Raw genomic sequence first — 22,464 nt, forward strand, 5'->3', positions numbered from 1 at the left:
ATATAGAATTTATCGATTGGTATTATTTCCGCCAATAACATAATTTTATCCCACTGCACCCAATCCGGTGCAGGCATCTATCGATTTAACACAGAACGTATCGAAATGGAAAAAGGATCAAACGACATCAGCAAGTGCCCGGTTCACAATGGCAGTCTGAAACACAACGTGGGCGGTGGTGGCACCCGAAACCGTGATTGGTGGCCCAACCAGTTGAAGCTCAACATCCTGCGTCAACACTCGTCCTTATCCGACCCGATGGGTGAAGATTTCAACTACGCCGAAGCCTTCAAAAGCCTCGACCTGGAAGCCGTGAAAAGCGACCTTCACGCCCTCATGACCGACTCGCAGGACTGGTGGCCGGCTGACTTCGGACACTACGGCCCTTTGTTCATCCGCATGGCCTGGCACAGCGCCGGAACCTACCGCGTGGGCGATGGCCGGGGTGGTGCCGGTGCCGGACAACAACGTTTTGCTCCATTGAATAGCTGGCCCGATAACGTGAGCCTCGACAAGGCACGCCGGTTGCTTTGGCCCATCAAACAGAAATATGGCCGCAGCCTTTCCTGGGCCGATTTGATGATCCTGACCGGTAATGTGGCCCTCGAATCGATGGGTTTCAAAACGTTTGGCTTTGCTGGCGGACGGGCCGATGTCTGGGAGCCGGATGAAGACGTCTACTGGGGTGCCGAAACCACCTGGCTGGGTAACGACCACCGCTACGCCGATGGTTCGCCTGGTGTTGCGGCCAACGGTGTCGTGTCATCGGACGAAGATCCGGGACGCAACATCCACTCCCGCAACCTGGAAAAACCGCTCGGTGCTGCCCACATGGGCCTGATCTACGTCAACCCGGAAGGTCCCGATGGCAATCCGGATCCCGTAGCGGCCGCAAGAGACATTCGCGAAACCTTTGGCCGCATGGCCATGAATGACGAAGAAACCGTTGCGCTGATCGCCGGCGGTCACAGCTTCGGTAAAACCCACGGCGCTGCCACTTCCGAGCACGTAGGCAAAGAACCGGAAGCTGCCGACCTGGAATCGCAGGGATTTGGCTGGCGCAACAGCTATGGTTCCGGCAAAGGGGCCGACACGATTACCAGCGGGCTGGAAGTCATCTGGACGAAAACGCCGACCCAGTGGAGCAATAATTTCTTTGAAAACCTGCTGGGTTTTGACTGGGAATTGACGAAAAGCCCCGGTGGTGCGCACCAGTGGGTGGCAAAAGACGCCGGGAGCATCATTCCCGATGCCTATGATTCCTCCAAAAAGCATGCACCAACCATGCTGACGACCGACCTTGCGCTGAAGTTCGATCCGGCTTACGAAAAAATATCCCGCCGGTTTCTGGAAAATCCCGACGCTTTTGCCGATGCGTTTGCCCGGGCCTGGTTCAAATTGACCCACCGCGATATGGGTCCCCGCGCCCGGTATCTGGGTCCCGATGTGCCGACCGAAGTACTGATCTGGCAAGACCCCATTCCGGCAGTGGATCATGCGCTGATTGACGAAAACGACGTGGCTGCTCTGAAAGCAAACATCCTGGCCTCTGGTCTGAGCGTTTCGGAACTGGTTTCCACGGCCTGGGCTTCGGCTTCTACTTTCCGGGGTTCCGACAAACGCGGAGGTGCCAATGGCGCCCGCATTCGCCTGGCTCCCCAAAAAGACTGGAAGGTCAACAACCCTGTGCAGTTGCAAAAAGTGCTGGGTATTCTGGAAAGCATTCAGCAGGAATTCAACGGGACGCAGTCGGACGGTAAAAAAGTTTCACTGGCCGATCTGATCGTGCTGGCGGGTTGTGCAGGCGTTGAAAAAGCAGCGAACGATGCCGGACACCCGATCAGCGTTCCCTTCACCGCGGGTCGGATGGACGCGTCGCAGGAACAAACCGACGTGGAATCCGTGGGATATCTGGAACCGGTTGCCGATGGTTTCCGTAACTACCGCACATCAAAATTCATGGCTTCTACGGAAGAGTTGCTGATCGACAAGGCGCAATTGCTCACCCTGACGGCTCCTGAGTTAACTGTTCTGGTGGGTGGGATGCGCGTCCTGAACACCAATTTCGACGGTTCCAAAAACGGTGTGTTTACGCAACGCCCGGGCCAGCTAACCACCGATTTCTTTGTCAACCTGCTCGACATGAACACCGCCTGGAAAGCCATGTCCGACGACCGGGAATTGTATCTGGGCAGCGACCGGAGTAGCGGTCAACCCAAATGGACCGCCACCCGTGCCGATCTGGTGTTTGGCTCCAACTCCGAACTGAGAGCCATTGCCGAGGTCTACGGCAGCGCCGATGCACAGGGCAAATTTGTCAGAGACTTTGTGGCGGCCTGGAACAAAGTGATGAACCTGGACCGGTTTGATCTCGCCTGATCAACGATTGCCTTGGTATTCTGAAAGGGCCATCTCAGAGGATTTGAGATGGCCCTTTCCTTGTTTTTCCAGGTTCGCTTGCCAGCGTCAAAAGAGTCGGAGTTATGTTTCCGGATGATGAAGGTATTGCTGATTATGTCGCAGGATAAAATCAAAAATACCTTACAAATGATTAGTAATTAGTCATTTGTAAGGTATTCCAAGTACCGGGAGCGGGAATCGAACCCGCACGAACATTACTGCTCACAGGATTTTCGTACCAACTACAGTTTTCACTGCTCCCGAATCTTTACGGGATTTGTGGTCTGGACTTTCTCTTCATCCTATTCTGAAGAACATCAGAACTTAGATGCCGCCTGTCAAGTCTCTACACCTTTTCCAAAAAACTGGAACTTGGCTCGGGATTACCATCAGTTATTTCCAACTGGAAGGCTTCCCCGACGTTAAGCGGTTCTACTCCAAACATTTCTGTCTGGGCACTCAAATTGTTTAAGTCCTGCGCGTCTACCTATTCCGCCATCCCGGCGTGGTAGCAACCACATTCTACAAAAAAAGCACCGCGGTGGGTGCTTTTGAGCGAAAGACGGGGTTCGAACCCGCGACCTCGACCTTGGCAAGGTCGCGCTCTACCAGCTGAGCTACTTTCGCGTTCTATGCCAGAACGTTGGCGTTTTGTGGATGCAAATATAAGGGGTCTGCGCCGTTTGGCAAGTACTTTCCTGAAAAAAAATTAACAGGATCGTCAATAACGCCACTTAGATTCTGATTATGAATTGGTTAAAACCAACAAAAAAATAAAGAAAACATTCAGCCCCGTGCCCGCCAGCAGCGTCATAAGCATCGCCGACCGGAAATCAGCCTGCCGTTCGTCCCGAAAAACCCGGTTTGCCCAGAACAAAAAATACAACACCCCCGGCAACAAACAGACGGGCAATAGCCAGAAGACCGTCTCGCCCCGGAAATAGGCGTAAAAACCGGCCAGCGACAGCGTAAACCAGATCAACGTATTGAGAAAGGTGCCGCGAACTCCCAGTAAACGACTCATCGTCAAGTCGCCCCGACGGCCGTCTTCCTCGTGCTGATACACTTGTGTAATGGGATAAATCGCCAACAGATTTAGCGTACAGAGGAGAGCCGCCAGCAGAGGTCGGGGCTTTGCTAATTCCAGAATCGGTAGCGCATCGATGGCTTGCAGTGACATCAGGTAAGTAAACCCACCCTGAAACAAGCCGATCACGAGCCAACTGGCAATGGGGTACTTTTTTAGGCGAATAATTGGATGACTATACGCTTTGGAAATCAATCCGTAAATGAGTAAATAGGCCACGAATGGCCACCCGATCCAGATGCCAATCACCAACGCCAGCAGATCCAGCGCCCAGGCGACGTAAAACAGGGTTTTATCGACCGGCGGTGGCGTTTCCAGAATGCCGATACTGCCTTCGTCTTTGTCGAAATAACTGTTGTAGGCATTGCTGGCCGGATAGAGCAGGAGGTGAATAACCGCCCCGATCACGGCCACCCGCCCCCAATCCAGCGTACCCTGATGAAGACTTTCCGACTGACTCAGCGCAAAGAGAAAAACCGGCAGCAAAAAAAACGAAAACGGCACCCGCAAATGGAGCCAGACGGTCCGAAAGGTCATACCGGGAGAGGAAGGATAAAGGGTGCAGTTTTCATCAGGCAAAGTCTAACATTCAAGTGAACCGTTGGTTATAGAAAAGTCCGGATCGCTCCGGCAACCCTGAATAAGTCTAAATGGATAGCTACATTACCGCCATCGGCACGGCCGTTCCGCCATACGGCTTCTCGCAGTTGCAAATTGCTTCGTTCATGGCGCAGGCTCTCCAGCTCGATGAACCCAACCGGCGAAAATTACAGGCCCTGTACCGCCTGACCCGCATCGACCGGCGGCATTCGGTGCTGCCCGACTACGGTGCTTCGCCGGGTGAATATACATTTTTTCCGAACACACCTGATCTTGAACCGTTTCCGACCGTCGGAACCCGGATGGAATTGTACCGCAAAGAAGCCCTCCCGCTGGCGGTGGCCGCTATTGAGGATTTATACCGCGACGAAAAACGAACCGTTCAGCCCACGCACCTGATCACGGTGAGTTGCACGGGCATGTATGCGCCGGGGCTGGACATCGACCTGATCGAAGCCCTCGGGCTGCCCACCACCACGCAACGCACCGCCATCAACTTTATGGGTTGCTACGGCGCTTTCAACGCGCTGAAAACCGCCGACGCCTTCGTCCGCGCCGACCCGTCGGCCTGCGTGCTGATCGTTTGCCTGGAATTGTGTACGATTCATTTTCAGAAAAAAACCGACGAAGATCATCTGCTGTCCAACGCGCTCTTCGCCGACGGAGCCGCTGCGGTGTTGGTGGAAGCCCGGCCCAACCGGGAAAAACCGGCTCCCTCCTTCCGGATGCGGACGTTCTTCTGCGATCTGTTACCCGATGGAAAAAACGACATGGGCTGGATCATCAACGACCACGGGTTTGAAATGACGCTGACGTCGGACGTGCCGACGGTGATCCGGCAGGGCATCGGCCAGGCACTTTCCCGTTTGCTGGAACGCAGCGGACTGGCCATTGGAGACATCACGCACTACGCCATGCACCCCGGTGGACGCAAAATTCTGGAAGTGATCGAGCAGCAGTTGGGCATCGAACCGCACGAAAACCGCTTTGCCTACGAGGTGCTGCGAAAGTACGGCAACATGTCGTCGGCAACGGTTCTGTTTGTGCTGAAAGAAATCCGGAACCACCTGCGCCCGGAGTCGGGCAACATCCTGAGTTGTGCTTTCGGACCGGGACTGACCCTGGAGTCGATGATTCTGGAAATTATACCGTCTCGAACTGGGATTACACAGATTAAAGGATTAACTGGGATAGGTCAATTTATTATTGGTGAGACGGCGGAACTCTAACAAGCTGTTTGAGTTAACTGGGAGAGCCCTGGAAGGGCGGTCTGTCAATAGTCTATAGCCGATATCAATCAGTGGTAGCTCCGGAGGAGCGGTCTGAAGATATTTTTAGACCGCTCCTCCGGAGCTACCACTGATTGATATCGGCTATAGACTATTGACAGGACAGGCCTCCGGCCTTAATTCAAACAACTTCTAAGCTTTTGACGCCAAAGTTAATGAGTTGCACAACCGATGACTCGACCCGTTAACTCTTTATGTTGACTATCAAACTGATCCAAGTTTCACAAGTTTAATTTCCATTTAGAAGTTAATTCATTCGGTTTGTCACTTCATATGCAATTAATACTTTCACCTACTCCCAGTTAATCTTTTAATCTGTGTAATCCCAATTCACGACAATACCTTCCAACGCATAAGCCCCCAGCGGTGCAGCCGGTAGCGCATCGACACCGCCAGAACGCCCAGACCGTAGATGCTGCTCCGCCGGAAATTGATCGACGATGCTTCTTTGAAGTATTTCGTGGGGCAGGTCACCTCGGCAATTTCGAAGCCTTTGTGAAAGATTTGGGCGATCATTTCATTGTCAAAAATGAAATCGTCGGAGTTGTGCGTAAAATCCAGACTGCGCAGCACCTCGCCCGAAAACGCCCGGTAACCGGTGTGGTATTCCGACAGTTTCTGGTTCATCAGCACATTCTGCGTTAGCGTCAGGAAGCGGTTGGCCACGTATTTGTACAGCGGCATACCGCCTTTCAACGCCCCTTTGCCTAAAATCCGGGAGCCAAACACCACCGGGTACAACTCATTGCCAATCAGGCTGACCATCGCCACAATCAGCTTGGGTGTATACTGATAATCAGGATGTAGCATCACAACAATGTCGGCCTTCAGTTCCATCGCTTTGCGGTAACAGGATTTCTGATTGCCGCCGTAGCCTTTATTTTTTTCGTGCCGGATCACATGCCGGATGCCCAGGCGGTTCGCTTCATCGACGGTATTGTCCGGACTGGCGTCATCGACGAGAATGACCTCATCAACAATATCGAAAGGGATTTCACGGTAGGTACGTTCCAGCGTCAGGGCGGCCCGGTAGGCCGGTAATACAACTACGACTTTCTTATCATGATACATATTTGCAAAAATAAGGAATCAACCGAAATCATAACCTGTTACTTAATAGAGCTATATTGCAATCAGTTTTGCAATTTGACTTGTTTGGTTCTACAACTCTCCGATCTTCCGGCGAATTTTGTGCCAAAGTCCACTTAAACAGTTCTACTTAAACACTCGTTATACGCTAAATTTCATTGTTTTTCGACTCATGAGTTACGAAACCATATTTTTTATCTGCTTTGCGCTCTTCGTTCTGTTGGTGATGGCCTTCGATTTGGGGGCATTTACGAAGCAGAAAAGCCATATTGTCAGTTTTAAAGAAGCCGGTACCTGGAGTGCGGTTTGGGTCGCGTTGTCGATTGGCTTCTACTTTTTCATTAAAAATTTCGGTTACCTCGTTCACGGCATCACCGACATGGCGCGGCTGGAGGAAGTCCGCAGCCTGTATGCCGATCACCTCAAACTGATTCCGGGCAATTTCGAGCAGAGTCTGGCCATTTTCCAGAACAACATGGCGCTGGAATACATCACCGGTTATCTGGTCGAGTATTCCCTGTCGGCGGATAATATTTTCGTCTTCATCATGATTTTCGCGTCGTTCGGCGTGCGTCAGAAGTTCTACAAAAAGATTCTGGTCTGGGGCATTCTGGGGGCCATCATCCTGCGGTTTATCTTCATTTTCGTCGGCTCGGCCCTGTTGCAGCGGTTCGAATGGATCATCTACATTTTCGGGGCTTTTCTGGTCTACACCGGGGTCAAACTCTTTTTCGAAAAGGACGAAGACCAGCAGATGGAACCGAAAAACCACCCGGTGGTGAAGCTGACGGCCAAATACCTGAACGTCTACCGCCGGAACGTCATCGACCACTTTTTTGTCCGCCGGAAATCGGACCGCAAGCTGTTCGTAACGCCCCTGTTCATTGTCGTCATCGTGGTTGCGTTCACCGATCTGGTGTTTGCCGTTGACTCCATTCCGGCCATTTTCTCGATCACCAAAGACCCTTACATCGTCTTCTTCTCCAACGTTTTTGCCATCATGGGGCTGCGGTCGATGTTCTTTTTCCTGTCGAGCATCATGAGTCAGTTCCGTTTCCTGAAAACCGGTCTGGCGGCCCTGCTGACGTTCATCGGACTAAAAATGATTTTTCACAGTTGGCTGGAAGACCACGGTTTCGAGACGGTTTACTCGCTCTATGTCATTCTGACCATTCTGGGCGTCAGTATTCTGGCCTCCTGGCTGATTCCGGAGAAGAAGAAGGAACCGGAGGAAGTGCAGGTCTAGGTTTCAAGCAAACTTTCAGGAAGATTTCGACCCGCTGGGGAGATTCACAACCGGATCAATGACTGATTGGTCCGGTTGCCATTGAATTGGGAATCGGACGGGTTGCCGGACAATTCGCTTTTAGCGCGGGTTTTCAGGTATGCCACAACCTGGTTCCGCAACCTCAGGAATAACCAGGATTTAAATTCCGGGTCAGATTGGGGTTCTGATCCATTGTCCCGAAGCTCGTTGAAAACGGCACAAACCATTTTCTCTGCTTCCGCCTTGTTTTTAATCAGGGACTCGCAAAATTTGAGGGAAACCGGTCGATACTGTAGATAGAGAGCCTCGTCGGTCTTCGGGAACCTCCGGATCATTCCACCAGGCATATGCTTATGAGTCGAAGCCATTGCGTTATCGGTGCGTCCACACGTCAAAAAGACCCGTTTGTAGAGTCCTGAAATGAATTTAAGTGTATAGTATCTATGATAACAAATGCCACTTATATAACTATATTGCAATATTATACTAATATTTTATTGTTTTAATATACATTTATAGCCATTTGATGTACGATTTTACCACAATGAAGCCTCGAGAAATTCCTGACGAATTAGGGCGAACCTAAACTCTGATCGTTTAAAGCGGGCAGCCCTTTTGAGACCCCTGTATTTTTACGGCTTTTTGGGTAGATTTGTAGGGGCAGCGGGGACGAAGGTGCTTTGTTTTTTTGCACAATCAGGTGCATTCAATCTTCGGTGGCTTTTTCATTCGATTCCTATTTTTCAGACAGTTTCCCGGACAAAACACGGATTCAAATCCGTGGGTACGTATGCTATCCCCGACGGTTCTTAAAGCTTACCTCAAACGCCTGACCAACCTCAGCAGCCGTAACCGGTCGCTGCTGCTGACCAGCCTGCCCGTCGAGCAGTTTCTGGATTTGCACGAACTTGATTTTCTGGACCACAAACCGTCGTTCGATCTCGTCCGCCAGTTGATCGCCCGTCGTCCGGCCATTCCGCTCTGCGATGTGATGGACAGCCGGCTCGAAAAAGGCAACGAGGTCAGTAAAAAACTTCGGAAAATTGCCCGAACCGACCGGTTTATCGAAGAAGAACGCGGTTCGGAAGATTTGTACGTGGGCTATCCCTTCGTGCGTGGCAAGCTGGCCGACGGAACGGTGATTCACGGGCCGCTGGTTTTCTTTCCGGTTCACCTCGAACCCCAGGGAAACAAATGGATGCTCGTTCGCCGGGCGGATGAGTCCATCATGCTCAACCGCAGTTTTCTGATGGCGTATGGATACTACAACCAGTTCATTCTGCCCGATGCGGTGTTGGAACATACGCTGGATGAGTACGACAAAGACGCTACGGTTTTCCGCACCCAGCTCTACGAGTGGCTGAAAGCCAGCCCGTTGGAAATCAATTTCAACCAGACTCTTTTTACGGATCAGCTCCAGTGGTTCGATCCGGTCAAAAAAACCGATCTGGATAAACTGGAGCGCAACGGTGAATTAAAGCTGTATCCCGAAGCCGTGCTGGGCATTTTTCCGCAGGCGGGTTCGTATCTGGTACCCGATTATGAGGTGTTGCTGGAAGGCGAAGCCGTGCAGTTTCTGCAAACCGACGAGCTGCCAGAGCCATCCTCCGAAGCGTCGATGGCCGGTTTGCTCCCCGATTTTAGCACATCCACGAAACCGGTTTCGGTCCGGGAAGAAACGTTGCATACGCCCCTGGCCCTCGACGCATCGCAGGAGGAAGCCATCCGGCGCATCAAAGCCGGGGAATCGATGGTGGTGCAGGGCCCTCCGGGAACCGGCAAATCGCAGTTGATTGGGAATCTGATGGCCGATTTTGCCGCGCAGGGCAAGCGGGTTTTGCTGGTTTGTCAGAAACGGGCGGCTTTGGACGTGGTCTACGAACGACTGCGCCAGGTGGGCATGCAGCCCTTTTCGGCCCTGATTCACGATTTCAAAAACGACCGCAAGGCGCTTTACGACCAGATAGCCGGTCAGATTGAGCGGGTTGAGGAATATCGCAAACAGAATTACGGCCTGGATGCGATTTTGCTCGAACGCAATTTCGATCAGGAAAGCCGCCGGATCGATCAGACGCTGGCTGAATTACAAGCCTTTAAAGAAGCGCTGTTCGACGAAACGGAAGCGGGAATTTCCGTCAAACAGTTGTACCTGAGCAGCGATCCCACCGCCGAAACCATTCCGCTTGCGGCTATATACACGCAGTTCCGGCCCGATTCGGTGGCCGGTTTTGTAGAAAAACTCCGAGAATACGGTGCGTATTTAACCCGCCTGGGTCCCGATCATCCCTGGGCCGACCGGATTTCTTTCGCTTCCTTCTCATTTGGTCAGCTCCCGGCGCTCAAAAAACTGCTGGGCGACCTGCCGGTTTTCGTTAAAACCGTAACCGAACAGGCGCAAACGCTCACCCATCACACGTTTTCGCTCGCCGACTGGGAAACCGTGCAGGAAGATGAATGGGAAACCACCGCCTTGCTGACCTTGCTCGATGCCGACCCTTCGGCCCCACGCTGGCAGTGGGTGCGCCGGTTGCAGCAACAGCCCAACCATCCGCTGTTCCGGACAGAACCGGAGGAACTGGAGCGAATAGAAGCCGAATTCATTGACTGTCTGGGCGGAACCGGCATCGAAAAAAGCCTCCCGGTGACCGACCTGCCCAACATGGCCCAGCGGTTGCAGGAAGCGATTCAAAGCCATTCGTCGTTTGTCGGGCGAACGGTTTGGGGCTGGTTCAGCAAGGACAAAACCGGGTTGCAGCAACTCGCGTCTGCCAACGCTCTGGCCCTTTCCGACGAAACACTGCCGGTTTTACTCGAAAAAGTGCAGCGTCGAATCCGTTTTGAACTCCTTCGTCAGCAGATCGAAAAGAATGTCAATCAGGACGTTACCGCCGAAACCGCTGTTCTGACCGTTCGTCTGGCCCGCCAGGCGCTCGAAGCCGTCCGCCGACTGAACGCCCTTGCCTGGTTGAAGGCCCTGCCCGAATCCCGGCTGGAAACCGTCGGCGTTTTTTCAAAAACCGTCGCGCAATTGCTGGAAACCGGTCGTGGCGTAGCGGCCCAACGCAGCCGGTGGCAATCGTTTTTGAGCGAATCGCAAATCCAAAGATTGTGGCAGGAACCGACGCAAACCGATGCGCTGATTCGCACCCTGGAACAGGACATCGACCTGCTGATTGAAACCGATCGGCTGACTGAAAACTTCACGGTTGCGGAACGGGATATGGTGCAACGGCTGGGCGATACGGTTTCGGTCGAGCTATTTTTGAACAGCCTGCACCTGGCGTGGATTGAACATCTTGAAGGTATCTACCCCATTCTGCGTGGTGTTTCTTCTTTAAAAATCAGCCAGTTAGAAACCGCTTTACAGGAAAGTGTCCGGAAAAAGCAGACGCTGAGCCGCCAGATTCTGCTGGTTAAACTTCGTGAAAAGGCCTACCAGAATCTGTCTTTCAACCGCCTGAACAACCTCGTCACGTACCGGGAATTGAGCCACCAGGTGACCAAAAAACGCAACATCTGGCCGGTTCGGAAACTGATGGAGCAGCATTCGGACGAAGTGTTTCAACTGGTTCCGTGCTGGATGGCGTCGCCGGAGTCGGTTTCGGCTATTTTTCCGATGAAACCGGGGCTTTTCGATCTGGTAATTTTCGATGAAGCCTCGCAGTGTTTTGCCGAAAACGGCATTCCGGCGATGTACCGCGCCAAACAAGTGGTCATCACCGGCGACAGCAAGCAGCTTCAACCGAGCGATTTGTACCGCATCCGCTTTGAAACGGAACCCGGCGAGGAAACGCCCGTTGCGCTGGAAGTGGAATCGTTGCTCGATCTGGCTACGCATTATTTTCCGCAAACGCAGTTGCGCGGCCACTACCGCAGTCGCTCGATTGATCTGATTGATTTTTCAAACCGGCTTTTTTACAAAAATTCGCTCCATCTCCTCCCCGATTTCCACCAGCTCAACCGCCGGGAACCCGCCATCCGGTATTTGAACGTCAAAGGAATCTGGGAAAATAACACCAACGAAACCGAAGCCCGCGCCGTGGTGGCCCTGATCGATCAACTGGCGGATGAGTTGCCGGGCCGTTCCATCGGCGTAGTAACGTTCAACTTCCAGCAGCAGCAGTTGATTCAGGAGTTGCTGGAGGAACACGCGCTGGCTGGGCTCGCTGTTCCAGATTTGCAATCTGGAACAAGATCTGTCTCGGATTTGCAATCCGAAGCAAGTAAAAATGCGGATTTAAAATCCGCGACAGATCAAGATGCAGCGGGGTCGCCCGGCGATTACAAATCTGCATCAGCACCCAAATCCGCATCAGCATTCCCCGCTTCCACCGAAAACACTTTCGTCAAAAACATCGAAAATGTGCAGGGCGACGAGCGGGATGTGATCATTTTTTCCATCGGCTACGCGCCCGATGTTCGCGGGAAGTTGTCGGCGCAATTCGGCAGTTTGAACGCCAAAGGGGGCGAGAACCGCCTGAATGTGGCCGTGACGCGGGCGCGGGAACGGATTTACGTAGTCACGAGCATATATCCGCAACAGCTTTCCGTTGACAATACCGCCAATGAAGGGCCGAAAGTATTGAAGCAATACCTCGAGTATGCCCTCTCCGTGGCCGACGGCTCCTATGCCCCGCAACCCCGCCGAACCGACCGCGTTCCGGGTGCGCGTTTGCTGAAAGATGAGCTGAAAGACACCAAAACCGGTCTGGTGGAAGAACTGCCTTTTGCCGATCTGACCCGTAAAACCGCCGATTTGTACGAAGGGCTGGTGTTAACCGACGACGATTTGTACTACGAAAGCACGCTCAAAGACGCTCACGCGTACACGCCTTTTGCCTTACAGATGAAAAACTGGCCGTTCCTGCGGGTGTATAGCCGTGAATTTTGGCGGGGGCGAATTACGATTCCTTCGGATCCACCAAAGGCGTAGCGGGTTGGTCCACCGCCCCGAACGGCCATTGCTTGCGAATGCGGGCCGTAATCAGGAATACGATAATCCCCAGCGCAATCACCGTCAGACCCGACAGCATAAACGTCCAGCCGGTGGAAATGAAGATGAAGGTCCATATGGCGATGGCCAGCAAAACCGGCAACGGATAGAGTGGCATTTTGAACGGAAACGCGCTGGTCTGTTTTCGCTTATGCAATAATAATAAACCTACTGCCTGTCCGATAAATTGCACCACAATCCGCATCGCCAGAATGGCCGTGATGACGTCGGACAGGCGGAACAGCAAACTGAAGCCAAAACCCAGTCCACCCAGAAACAGCAGCGAGACGTAGGGAAAATGCCGGGTGGGGTGCAGTTTGGCGAAGATGCGAAAAAACTGTCCGTCGGCGGCAGCCGCGTAGGGAACCCGCGAATACCCCAGCAAAACCGCAAATAAAGACGAAAAAGCCACAATCAACACCATGAACGTCGCGATCGTACCCGCCTGCGAGCCGTAAAGCCGCTCAATCACAGCACTGATGATGAACTCGCTGTGCTGGGCTTCCTGCCAGGGAATGACGCTAACAACGCTCCAGTTCATGGACAGGTACAAAACCGCAATGCCGACCACCGAAATCAGCATACTCAACGGAATGTTACGCGATGGATTGCGGATTTCTCCGCCCAAATGGCACACATTGTAGTAGCCTAAATAGCAATAAATCGTTTTTACGGAAGCAATTCCCAGACCGGCACCAAACAAGCCGGACAGGGATTCTCCCGACGGCAAGGCGAACGAAACCGTCTGCTGTCCGCCCGTCAAACCACCCCAGATGATCCAGCCGAGCGTGGCCAGCACACAGACCCACAGCAAGATGCTGATGCGGCCAATGGATTCAATTTTGCGGTATAATAGCATCGTAATCAGGATCACCACACCCCCGGAAACCGCTTTGCGTTCCCAGCCCTCGAGCGGAATCAGATAGGAAGCATACTGGGCAAAACCGATGGCTCCCGAAGCCACCACCAACGGGGCCTGAATCATGGTTTGCCAGACATACAGAAACGACAGCATCTTGCCCCAGCGTTGTTCACCGTAGGCGATTTTCAGAAAGTTGTAACTTCCCCCAGCCTGCGGATAAGCGGCCCCCAGTTCGGCCCAAACCAGGGCGTCGATCAGCGAAATAACCGCTCCCAGAATCCACGCCCAGAGGAAATGCGGCCCGCCGATGATGTGAATAACCAGGGGCAACACCACGAACGGGCCGATACCGACCATATCGATCATATTCAAGGCCGTAGCTTGCCACAATCCCAGCCGTCGGGGCAAGGGCGTCGAATCAGTAGAAGTAGACACAATCAGGTTGAGTAAGAAAACAGTTGTCTGATAAAATAACCCGAATCGGGCAAAAACCGTCCGGTTTTAGGCCGGGCAAAGAACGGCATAACCGTCAAGTTCTTTCATATACGACGCCAGTTTCTCAATGAACGCGTCGGTATACGGGGCGTGTTGTTTGTTTTTCAACGTCGCGGCATACCACGTCCGCAGAAACCGTTTGCGGGTGAGCGAAACGGCGGACAATTCGCCGGATTTCAGGTACGGTTTGACAATCCAGTTGGGCAAAAGGGCCACGCCCATGCCAGCTTTCACCATCTCCAGAATGGCTTCGGTCAACGTCATTTTATAAACCCGTTGGGGTCGACAGTTTTTGTAAAGCATCTTAAAATTGGAGCTTTCTTCATCCGGGATGTTATACATGACGTAATTCTGGTCGGCAAATTCATCGATTTCCACCCAATCGCGCCCCGCCCATTCGTGGTCAGGGGCCACGATCACCATAAACTCGTCCTGAAAAAGTGGCGTATAACTCAGCTTCGGATTTTCAGAATCTTCGAGAATCGCGACGTCGATCTTGTTTTCAAGCAGGTGTTGCTCGGCGTAGTGCGTAGCTTCGATATCGATTTTTACATCCACTTTCGGGTAAACATCCCGGTAGGCCCGCAGAAATCCCGACAGCCAGTGGTAGGAGGTGTAGCATTCCGTGCAGAGCCGCACCTCACCGGAGTCCTTGTCGGTCAGGCATTTGACTTTGGCTTTGGTTTCGGCCACTTCCCGCAGAATTTTCTCGGCGGCCTCCAAAACCACCGTTCCGGCATCCGTCAGCCGCATCTGCTTTTTGTCGCGGATGAACAACTGGGTATTGAAAAAGCCCTCAATTTCTTTCAATTGATGGCTCAGTGCCGACTGGGTCAGGTACAGCCGATCGGCGGCTTTGGTGAGGTTGCCGCAGGTTGCCACCTCTTTCACCATTTGCAGATGCCGGATTTCCATGATGAATAATTTTCATGATTTCGACAAAAATAATTCGTTTTGCTAATATTCCAAAACCCCGCACCTTTGTCACACAAACGAAACAACACAGACTCATGAAAACGCTTGCACAACACGTACTGATGACATTTTTAGTCGGTTTACTCGTAACGGTTTCGAATGCCCAGGTAACCGCAGCCAACGATCCAAAGGCCAGCCAGTCGGCCTTTGATGTGAACCTGTTCCTGGGCACCCAGGAGAAGATTAATGTGATGCTGGCCGTTCGGGAGCCCCGAAAAGTGACCATCCGGCTGAAAGATGCCAACAGCACGGTTCTTTACCGGGAGGCCCTGAGCAAAACACCCGCCAACCACTGGCGCAAATTTGATTTTGAAGGGATGAAAACCGGCGTTTATTACCTGGAAATCACCGACGGCCACCAGAAAATCGTTCGCCAGATTGAAATTGGTTCGTTGCCCGCGGTGCAGTCGCAACGGTTTATTACGTATGCGCAGTAAACAACATTACTACTTTTATAACACCGGCTTCCTTCTATGCGGTGAAGCCGGTGTTTTGTTTATTAGCTTATGCCGAGCGTGTCAGCCAAGTAATTTTTTAAGAGCTTCCGGGTCAGGCAAGACATCACGCAGATGCGCCGGCAAGTCCGAACTGAGTTGGTAGGTTGCTACGCCCATCGGATTGTGAATAGCCTGAAAAGCATACTCAACCGTCTTATCATTTTTAGCTGAGCAGAGTACAATGCCAACAGCCGGTTTTTCGCCGGCCAACCGCTCCTGATCGTTGAGTACGTTCAGGTAAAAGTTTAACTGTCCGGCATAAGCGGGTCTGAACTTGCCTTTCTTCAGTTCAATCGCAATTAAGCACTTTAGGTGGCGGTTATAAAAAAGCAGGTCTACGAAAAACTCCTCGTCATCGACTAAAAGGCGATGCTGGTTTCCGATAAAAGCGAAACCTTTGCCCGCTTTGAGTATAAAATCCTTGATATTTTGTACGATGCCTTTCTCAACGACTCGTTCATCGTCGGTTTCGACATTAATAAAATCCAGCAGATATTCGTCCTTGAAGGCTTGTAAAGCAGTGTCACGCAAATTTTCGGGCAGCGTTTGAGTGAAGTTGCTGGATAGCTTCTGGTCGCGTTTTTGGTATACTTTGGCTTTGATTTGCCAGTCAAGCATTTCAACCGTCCATTGGTTTTTAACGGATTCTTGTATGTAAAACTGGCGTTCATTCCAGGCTGTGCAGCGATTCAGTAATAAAATATGATGTGTAAAACTCACTCCAAAGAAAACGTCACTATTGAAGTCGCCAAATTGTGCCATTGCTAACGGCACAATTCTATCTATCTGATTATTAAAACCTTCCATTTGGGCAGTTGTTAACTGCCCAATTAGCTCGACATATTCTTCGGCAAACTGCCGCATATTTTTTAAGTTCCGATGCGAGAATCCCCGCAGCCCCGGCAGTTTTTTCTGCAAATCGTCCGCGAGCTGCTCTAAAACCTTTGCGCCCCATTTCTCAGCAGCAATTTTCTCCGACAACCGCTTACCAACAGCATAATAAAGCAGCAATAATTCGCGATTGACGAGCTTAGCCGCCCGGTATCGGCTTTGCAAAATCTGATGGCTGATGTCGCCCAGCAGCTTGCTGTAGTGGTCTGGCATTTCGGTGTTCATAGGTAGTGGATTTTCAGGATACGGTCTTCGATGCTGTACCCTAATCCTACCTAGACGCAAAAAGGCTTCCCCGGTCACAGAGAAGCCTTTCTAAATCATTTTATTCACGGATTTTAGTCCGAAACACAAAATCTACACGTCACAAATCGCAATACTCTCCCGCAACGAGGTCAGCGGATCGCGCTTCGGAATGAACTCCTGCGCTACAAAGCCTTTGTAGCCCGTGTCGACGATGGCCTGCATAATGGCCGGATAATACAGTTCCTGCCCGTTGTCGATCTCGTTACGACCCGGATTGCCGCCGGTGTGGTAGTGGGCGAAATACTGGTGATCCCGCCGGATGGTGCGGATGATGTCGCCCTCCATAATCTGCATGTGGTAAATATCGTACAGCATCTTGAAATTTTCGGAGCCGACCATTTTGCACAATTCAACGCCCCAGGCGGATTTGTCGCACATATAATCCTTGTGATCGACCCGGCTGTTGAGCAACTCCATCACCATTGTTACCCCGTGCTTTTCGGCACTGCTCATGAGTCGTTTCAGGCCCACCGCGCAGTTTTCCATGCCCTTCTGATCGTCCATACCGCGTCGGTTTCCCGAAAAACAGATGACGTTTTTCAGCCCGGCTTCCTTCAGTTTCGGGAAAATGGCTTCGTAACTGGCCACCAGTTCGTCGTGCAGTTTCGGATCATTGAAACCGTCGTTGATGCCCTTCCCGGCTCCCTGCGCCATCGAGCAGGTCAGACCATACTTCTTGACGATGGGCCATTCATTCGGTCCCAGCAGGTCGATGCCCGTCAGGCCGATTTCTTTGGCGGCTTTGGCAAAGTCTTCCAGCGGAATTTTTCCGTAACACCACTTGCAGGCGGAGTGGTTGATCCGGCCTTTCAAGGCCGGGAAAGCGGTTTTCTGGGTTTCTTCCATGTGAGCGGCTAAGGAGTCGATAACAGAAAAGGTCAGGGCAGTGCCGGCCAGGGTTTTGAGGGCCGAACGGCGGGAAGGAGTTTTCATGTGGGAGGGATTTTGATGCTAATATCGAACACTGAATATCGAATGTTGAATAACGAACGAGTCGTGTTTATTTCGTTATTCAATATTCATTATTCAACATTCGATATTAACTATAATTCTTTGATTCGGATATTCCGATACCATACTTTGTCGCCGTGATCCTGGAGGGCGATGCGGCCTTTGCTGAACTGGTTGAAACCCTCCCAGCCTTTGAACTTGCTTTCACTCACCATTTTATCCCATTCCGGGCCGCTGGTGCGGTATTCAACCACTTTCTTGCCGTTCAGGTAATGCTCGACTTTTCCGTTGTTGACCACCAATTTAACCTTGTTCCACTCACCGGCCACTTTCTGGGCCGAAAAATCCGAGGGTGGCAACATGTCGTAGAGCGATCCGGAAGTCCGGTTTCCGTTTTTACCGGCCTTGGCGTCCTTATGCCGCTCGTTATCAAGCACCTGCATTTCCGGACCGGAATTATAGCTATTCTTGTATTTCGGATCTTCGTGAACCCGGTAGATGATTCCGCTGTTGCCGCCTTCCGAAATCTTCCATTCCAGTTCCAGTTCGTAGTTTTCGTATTCTTTGTCCGTTACGAGATCGCCCCCGCCCCGGCTGGTCAACACAATGGCCCCATCTTCCACCTGCCATTTGTCAGACGCTTCCTTTTTCAGGTAGCTGTGCCAACCCGTCAACGTTTTTCCATCAAAAAGTTTGACCCATTTTCCTTTTTTTGGGCCTGACGCGTCGGTTTGAGACGAATTGACGACGTTTAAAACCAGAGCCAACAAGGCCACCCGGGCCAGCGCGTTGAGCGTAATTTTCATAAAAATGTAATTTGAGTTCACGATTGGTTTGTTGTAAAGCTACAACGCAACAATATTAGAAAACCGGGACCGATGCGGCAACTTTTTTGGTAAAAAGCTTCTGCAAAATACGTTTTTTACAAGATGATAGATTTTTACACCAGAATTCAGTTCAATTGCGGCCAACTTTGTGCGTATGACGATGGGAATCGAACTTGACTGCAAAAATGATATCACCCTGGCCAGCCTGAAAGCCGGGGATGCCAAAACCATTGCCCAACTGGCCAACAACCGCGCCATCTGGCTCAATTTGCGGGACTCTTTTCCACATCCCTATTCGCTCAGCGACGCGGTGTATTTCATCGAAGCTGCTCAGGACGGTGCAATGGGCCTGGTTTTAGGAATCTATCTGGGTGGAAAGCTGGCGGGCGTTTGCGGTGTGATTCCGCAAACGGACATTCATCAATTGTCGGGCGAAATTGGATACTGGCTCGGCGAACCCTATTGGGGCCGGGGAATGGCCACGGCCGCCATTCGTCACCTCGTTCAGTACACGTTCGAAACCACCCGGCTGATCCGGCTGTTTGCGGGCATTTTTGCCTACAACAAACCGTCGATGCGGGTGTTGGAAAAAAATGGATTTACGCTGGATGTCATTCAGAAAGCGGCTGTCTACAAAGACGGAAAAGTCGTGGATGAATACCGGTATAGCCTCGTCGACGAGGAGAAATTAACCGCGTTGCTGTCATGACCATTGTCGAGAAAATCCTGAACCGGATCAACCGACCGGACCTTCTACGGGTGCTGTCGGACGAACTGACGCCCTCGGAACTGAACTCGCTGCTGCTGGCGGTGTTCAATCGGCAAACCGGGCGACTGACACCGGCGGAATTGCTGCAACATTACCAGAAAAACCGCTTCGTCAAACCGGCCGACACCGATTTCCTGGCTTTGCACGAGCTGGAAACCAAGCTTTTACAGCTATTCGAGACGTTCCTGTTCAAACCCATCGAACTGTCGCCGGTGGCTCCCCTGGGTTCCTGCTCGGTAGTGGCAACCGCCGATCAGCAGAAAATCCTGTCGGCCCTGCGCGGCACCGAAGTGCTGGCCGACGCCACCAACGCGCTCGCGCTGCATGTTAGCGACCTGAAAAAAAGCGGCCAATGGAAACCGCTTTCGCCCACCGATCAACTCCGGTTCAGCACGATTCAGCGGCATGTCCGAACGCCCAAAGTGGCCGTTGCGGGGCATACCCAGCACTTTAAAATCGGTTGTCTGGTCTCGTCGGGACGCGATACCGGCAGTTTTCAGTTTGAGCGCGAAAGTCTGGCCGAACACCTGGCCGTGGTGACCGCCGTTTTGCGCGACGCCCTGCGGATGGATACGCTGCGGTTTAAACTCATCCAGCGCAGCGATGACAGCCGGTTGCTGGAACAGGTAAAAAACCACATCCTGAAGGGTCGGCCCGACCTCATCATCGAAACCGACACCACGCCCGATCGGGAAAACCACTATTATAAAGGATTGCAATACAAGGTATTGGTTACGGTTCGCGGTCAGGACTACGAAATTGGCGACGGCGGTTTTGTCGACTGGACGCAGCAATTGTTACAAAATAAAAAAGAGCGGTTTCTGATCACCGGCCTGGGGGTCGAACTGCTGTTTCGATTAGTGTCATGAACAAAGGACGGGTGATATACGAAGACGAAGCAGAACCGCATTTCCGGCTGGCCTACCCCAGCCCGGCACTGACGGTTTTTGTCGAATATTATTTCGAAATACATCAACCCGCTACGCTATCGAATCCATTGTATTTGAATGGCTTACCCAACCTTTCGAATCTTCTGTGCATCAGTCTGAATCCGCAGAACTGGCTCTCGATCAACCAGAAAACCGGTGTGATCAAAACCGGACACGGTTCCCGGTTTCTGGGGAATCTGACGGATTTACACACGTCCATCTATCCCGCTGGCGTTCACGAATTTTACGTCAAATTCAAACCGGGAATGCTGGGAAAATTGTTTCGTTTCCAGACTCAGGAAATAGAAAATACCAATGCGGACTTAAGTATTTTGATCCGCCCGGACGAACTAGAAGAGCCATTACAAACCGCTCCCGCTTTTCACGAACGCGTCCGTCTGATGGAGACTCTGTTGCTGAAGCGAATTCAGCGGGTAGAAGTGACTTACAAGCTAAAAATCGTGCAGGCGGTTTTGCAAAAATTTGAGCCAAAAACCGCAAACCGGGATCAGCACATGAGCAAGATCTGCCACGACCTGGGCGTTTCATATCCTTCGCTACACCGGTATTTCAACGAAACGCTCGGCTATTCGCCCAAATACTGCCAGAAACTGCTTCGATTCAAGAACGGACTTCGGCTTTACAAACAACACGGAAGCCGGTTTCCGTTTGAAGAGGCCGGTTACACCGATTTCTCCCATTTTGTGAAAGATGCCCGCCAGTTGACGCAGCGTTCACCGTCTGAATTATGACAAAAAAACGGCCTGCTAAGATCAGCAGGCCGTTTTTGCAAAGATTCAACTTTATTTTACGACTTATCTTTTTTCTCGTCATCGTCGCCATCGCCATACCCCATGTGGTGCGGGTCATAGCTCTCGGAAGGCTTGTCACCTTCTTCCAGATACGTAGCGCCTTTGCGAACAAACAGCGCTTCGTCCGACGGATTATCCGGTAATCCTTCGACACTGCTGGGCAAACCGCTTTCGACGCTATCCGGCGCATGGGCCGCATCCTGCCGGTTTTCGGCAATCACATTGGGATCAACATCCCATTCCTGTGTTGATCCGTGGCTATCCGGGCGGGTTTCGTTTTCGAAATTACCCCGGTGGTCTTCCCGGTCGGCACTGATGTCGTGAGCAAGCTCACCCCGATCGGCCGATGGAACCACCATTTCGCCGGTTCCAACGCCTTCGCTCGGTTTTCCGTAATCGGACGTACCGTGCTGATAAGGATTTTTAGAATAATATGATTCGTCCCGGGCCTGCGGGTCGAAGGTTTCCTGATTTTCGTTTTCGTTCGTGTCCATCATGGTGAGGGTTGTTTTCATCCATAACTGCGAAACGAATCCGAATGTTTACGGTTTTGGTCGAACTATCGCCCCATCCACCCGCCGTCCACGGTCAGAATAGTTCCCTGCACGTAGTTGGAAGCCTGCGAGGCCAGATAAACGACGGCACCCTGCAAGTCGTCGGCCTCACCCCATCGTCCGGCGGGAATTCGCGCCAGAATGGCCGGATTGCGGTCGGCATCGGCCCGGAGCGCGGCTGTGTTGTCGGTGGCGATGTAGCCCGGCGCAATGGCGTTGACGTTGATGCCTTTCGACGCCCATTCATTCGCCAGGGCTTTGGTCAGCGACCCGATGGCGCCTTTGCTGGCAGCATAGCCCGGCACCGTCATGCCGCCCTGAAAGGTGAGCAGGGAAGCGGTAAAAATAATTTTTCGGTTATAATCCACCTCCCGGGTCAGCATCTCGCGCCCGATTTCCCGGCTGATGATAAACTGAGCATTGAGGTTGATGTCGATGATTTCATCCCAGTATTCATCCGGATGTTCGGCCGCCGGTTTTCGGCGGATGTTTCCGGCATTGTTGACCAGAATATCGATGGGCGGACATTCGTCGCGGACGGTTTCCAGAAACGTGTACAGCGCGGAGCGATCCGTAAAATCGACCGGAAACGGGTAAAATTTCCGGCCCAGCGCGGTTACGGCGGTTTCCACCTCGCTGCCCGGTTCGAGCGTGGCCGAAACCCCGATGATGTCGGCACCGGCTTCGGCCAGCGCAATGGCCATGGCTTTCCCAATACCGCGTTTGGCGCCGGTTACCAGCGCCGTTTTACCCTGAAGGGAGAATAGATCAAGAATCATGAAGGAATAATGAAGATTGCTAACCGTGTAAAGCTCCGATCAGGCTTTCCTCTACTGTCAACCAAACACCAAATTGAAATTAAACGTACCCA

The 22,464-nt window shown here is 52.1% G+C and carries 17 protein-coding genes and 1 tRNA gene; 8 read left to right on the forward strand and 10 right to left on the reverse strand.

The window, feature by feature from the left end:
* Window positions 1-105: 105 nt before the first annotated feature.
* Entirely contained in the window at window positions 106-2,379 is a 2,274-nt protein-coding gene (katG, locus tag ACO064_RS09425; protein ID WP_421827131.1) for a catalase/peroxidase HPI, read from the forward strand.
* 575 nt (window positions 2,380-2,954) lie between these two features.
* On the opposite strand, the gene ACO064_RS09430 is transcribed toward katG, so the two are convergent.
* Both ACO064_RS09430 and ACO064_RS09435 read right to left on the reverse strand, forming a co-directional pair.
* Window positions 2,955-3,027: transfer RNA gene (locus ACO064_RS09430), tRNA-Gly, on the reverse strand.
* Window positions 3,028-3,145: 118 nt separating this feature from the next.
* Window positions 3,146-4,024, reverse strand: a complete 879-nt coding sequence (locus ACO064_RS09435; RefSeq protein WP_421827132.1) for a UbiA family prenyltransferase — start codon at window positions 4,022-4,024, stop codon at window positions 3,146-3,148.
* 113 nt (window positions 4,025-4,137) lie between these two features.
* On the opposite strand from ACO064_RS09435, the gene ACO064_RS09440 reads away from it, so the two are divergent.
* A complete protein-coding gene (locus ACO064_RS09440; protein WP_421827133.1) occupies window positions 4,138-5,316 on the forward strand; it encodes a type III polyketide synthase in 1,179 nt (392 codons plus the stop codon).
* Between the two features lie 390 nt (window positions 5,317-5,706).
* On the opposite strand, the gene ACO064_RS09445 is transcribed toward ACO064_RS09440, so the two are convergent.
* Complete coding sequence (locus ACO064_RS09445) at window positions 5,707-6,447, reverse strand: glycosyltransferase family 2 protein (protein WP_421827134.1); 741 nt, start codon at window positions 6,445-6,447, stop codon at window positions 5,707-5,709.
* Between the two features lie 190 nt (window positions 6,448-6,637).
* On the opposite strand from ACO064_RS09445, the gene ACO064_RS09450 reads away from it, so the two are divergent.
* Window positions 6,638-7,711 carry a TerC/Alx family metal homeostasis membrane protein gene (locus ACO064_RS09450; protein WP_421827135.1) on the forward strand — a complete coding sequence of 358 codons (1,074 nt, stop codon included), beginning with the start codon at window positions 6,638-6,640 and terminating at the stop codon, window positions 7,709-7,711.
* Between the two features lie 811 nt (window positions 7,712-8,522).
* Window positions 8,523-12,665, forward strand: a complete 4,143-nt coding sequence (locus ACO064_RS09455) for an AAA domain-containing protein (RefSeq protein ID WP_421827136.1) — start codon at window positions 8,523-8,525, stop codon at window positions 12,663-12,665.
* On the opposite strand, the gene ACO064_RS09460 is transcribed toward ACO064_RS09455, so the two are convergent.
* Complete coding sequence (locus ACO064_RS09460; RefSeq protein WP_421831005.1) at window positions 12,634-13,953, reverse strand: APC family permease; 1,320 nt, start codon at window positions 13,951-13,953, stop codon at window positions 12,634-12,636. The two genes, ACO064_RS09455 and ACO064_RS09460, sit on opposite strands and share 32 nt — an antisense overlap.
* 135 nt (window positions 13,954-14,088) lie before the next feature.
* Complete coding sequence (locus ACO064_RS09465) at window positions 14,089-14,997, reverse strand: LysR family transcriptional regulator (protein ID WP_421827137.1); 909 nt, start codon at window positions 14,995-14,997, stop codon at window positions 14,089-14,091.
* Between the two features lie 95 nt (window positions 14,998-15,092).
* Between ACO064_RS09465 and ACO064_RS09470 the strand changes: the two genes are divergently transcribed.
* Window positions 15,093-15,494: a hypothetical protein gene (locus ACO064_RS09470; RefSeq protein ID WP_421827138.1), complete on the forward strand. Its 402-nt coding sequence runs from the start codon at window positions 15,093-15,095 to the stop codon at window positions 15,492-15,494.
* Window positions 15,495-15,575: 81 nt separating this feature from the next.
* Here ACO064_RS09470 and ACO064_RS09475 read toward each other — a convergent pair whose 3' ends face one another.
* The 3 genes from ACO064_RS09475 to ACO064_RS09485 form a co-directional block, all read right to left on the reverse strand.
* On the reverse strand, window positions 15,576-16,670 hold the full coding sequence (locus ACO064_RS09475; RefSeq protein WP_421827139.1) for a PDDEXK nuclease domain-containing protein: 1,095 nt from the start codon (window positions 16,668-16,670) through the stop codon (window positions 15,576-15,578).
* Window positions 16,671-16,802: 132 nt separating this feature from the next.
* Complete coding sequence (locus tag ACO064_RS09480) at window positions 16,803-17,684, reverse strand: hydroxypyruvate isomerase family protein (protein ID WP_421827140.1); 882 nt, start codon at window positions 17,682-17,684, stop codon at window positions 16,803-16,805.
* A gap of 110 nt (window positions 17,685-17,794) precedes the next feature.
* Window positions 17,795-18,508: a 3-keto-disaccharide hydrolase gene (locus ACO064_RS09485; RefSeq protein WP_421827141.1), complete on the reverse strand. Its 714-nt coding sequence runs from the start codon at window positions 18,506-18,508 to the stop codon at window positions 17,795-17,797.
* 181 nt (window positions 18,509-18,689) lie between these two features.
* Here ACO064_RS09485 and ACO064_RS09490 point away from each other — a divergent pair, with 181 nt between their 5' ends.
* From ACO064_RS09490 to ACO064_RS09500, 3 genes are read left to right on the forward strand one after another with little or no spacing between them, the layout of a single operon-like run.
* Window positions 18,690-19,238, forward strand: a complete 549-nt coding sequence (locus ACO064_RS09490; RefSeq protein ID WP_421827142.1) for a GNAT family N-acetyltransferase — start codon at window positions 18,690-18,692, stop codon at window positions 19,236-19,238.
* Window positions 19,235-20,167: a hypothetical protein gene (locus ACO064_RS09495; protein WP_421827143.1), complete on the forward strand. Its 933-nt coding sequence runs from the start codon at window positions 19,235-19,237 to the stop codon at window positions 20,165-20,167. Before ACO064_RS09490 ends, ACO064_RS09495 begins: the two co-directional genes overlap by 4 nt.
* Window positions 20,164-20,979, forward strand: coding sequence for a helix-turn-helix domain-containing protein (locus tag ACO064_RS09500; protein ID WP_421827144.1), 816 nt, complete (start codon window positions 20,164-20,166; stop codon window positions 20,977-20,979). Before ACO064_RS09495 ends, ACO064_RS09500 begins: the two co-directional genes overlap by 4 nt.
* Window positions 20,980-21,035: 56 nt before the next feature.
* Here ACO064_RS09500 and ACO064_RS09505 read toward each other — a convergent pair whose 3' ends face one another.
* Together ACO064_RS09505 and ACO064_RS09510 are read right to left on the reverse strand one after the other, a co-directional pair.
* Window positions 21,036-21,536: a hypothetical protein gene (locus ACO064_RS09505; RefSeq protein WP_421827145.1), complete on the reverse strand. Its 501-nt coding sequence runs from the start codon at window positions 21,534-21,536 to the stop codon at window positions 21,036-21,038.
* Window positions 21,537-21,598: 62 nt separating this feature from the next.
* Window positions 21,599-22,372, reverse strand: a complete 774-nt coding sequence (locus ACO064_RS09510) for an SDR family oxidoreductase (protein WP_421827146.1) — start codon at window positions 22,370-22,372, stop codon at window positions 21,599-21,601.
* Between the last annotated feature and the right edge of the window lie 92 nt (window positions 22,373-22,464).

Origin of the sequence: Larkinella sp., assembly GCF_965227735.1 — a bacterium.
Taxonomy (GTDB): Bacteria; Bacteroidota; Bacteroidia; order Cytophagales; family Spirosomataceae; genus Larkinella.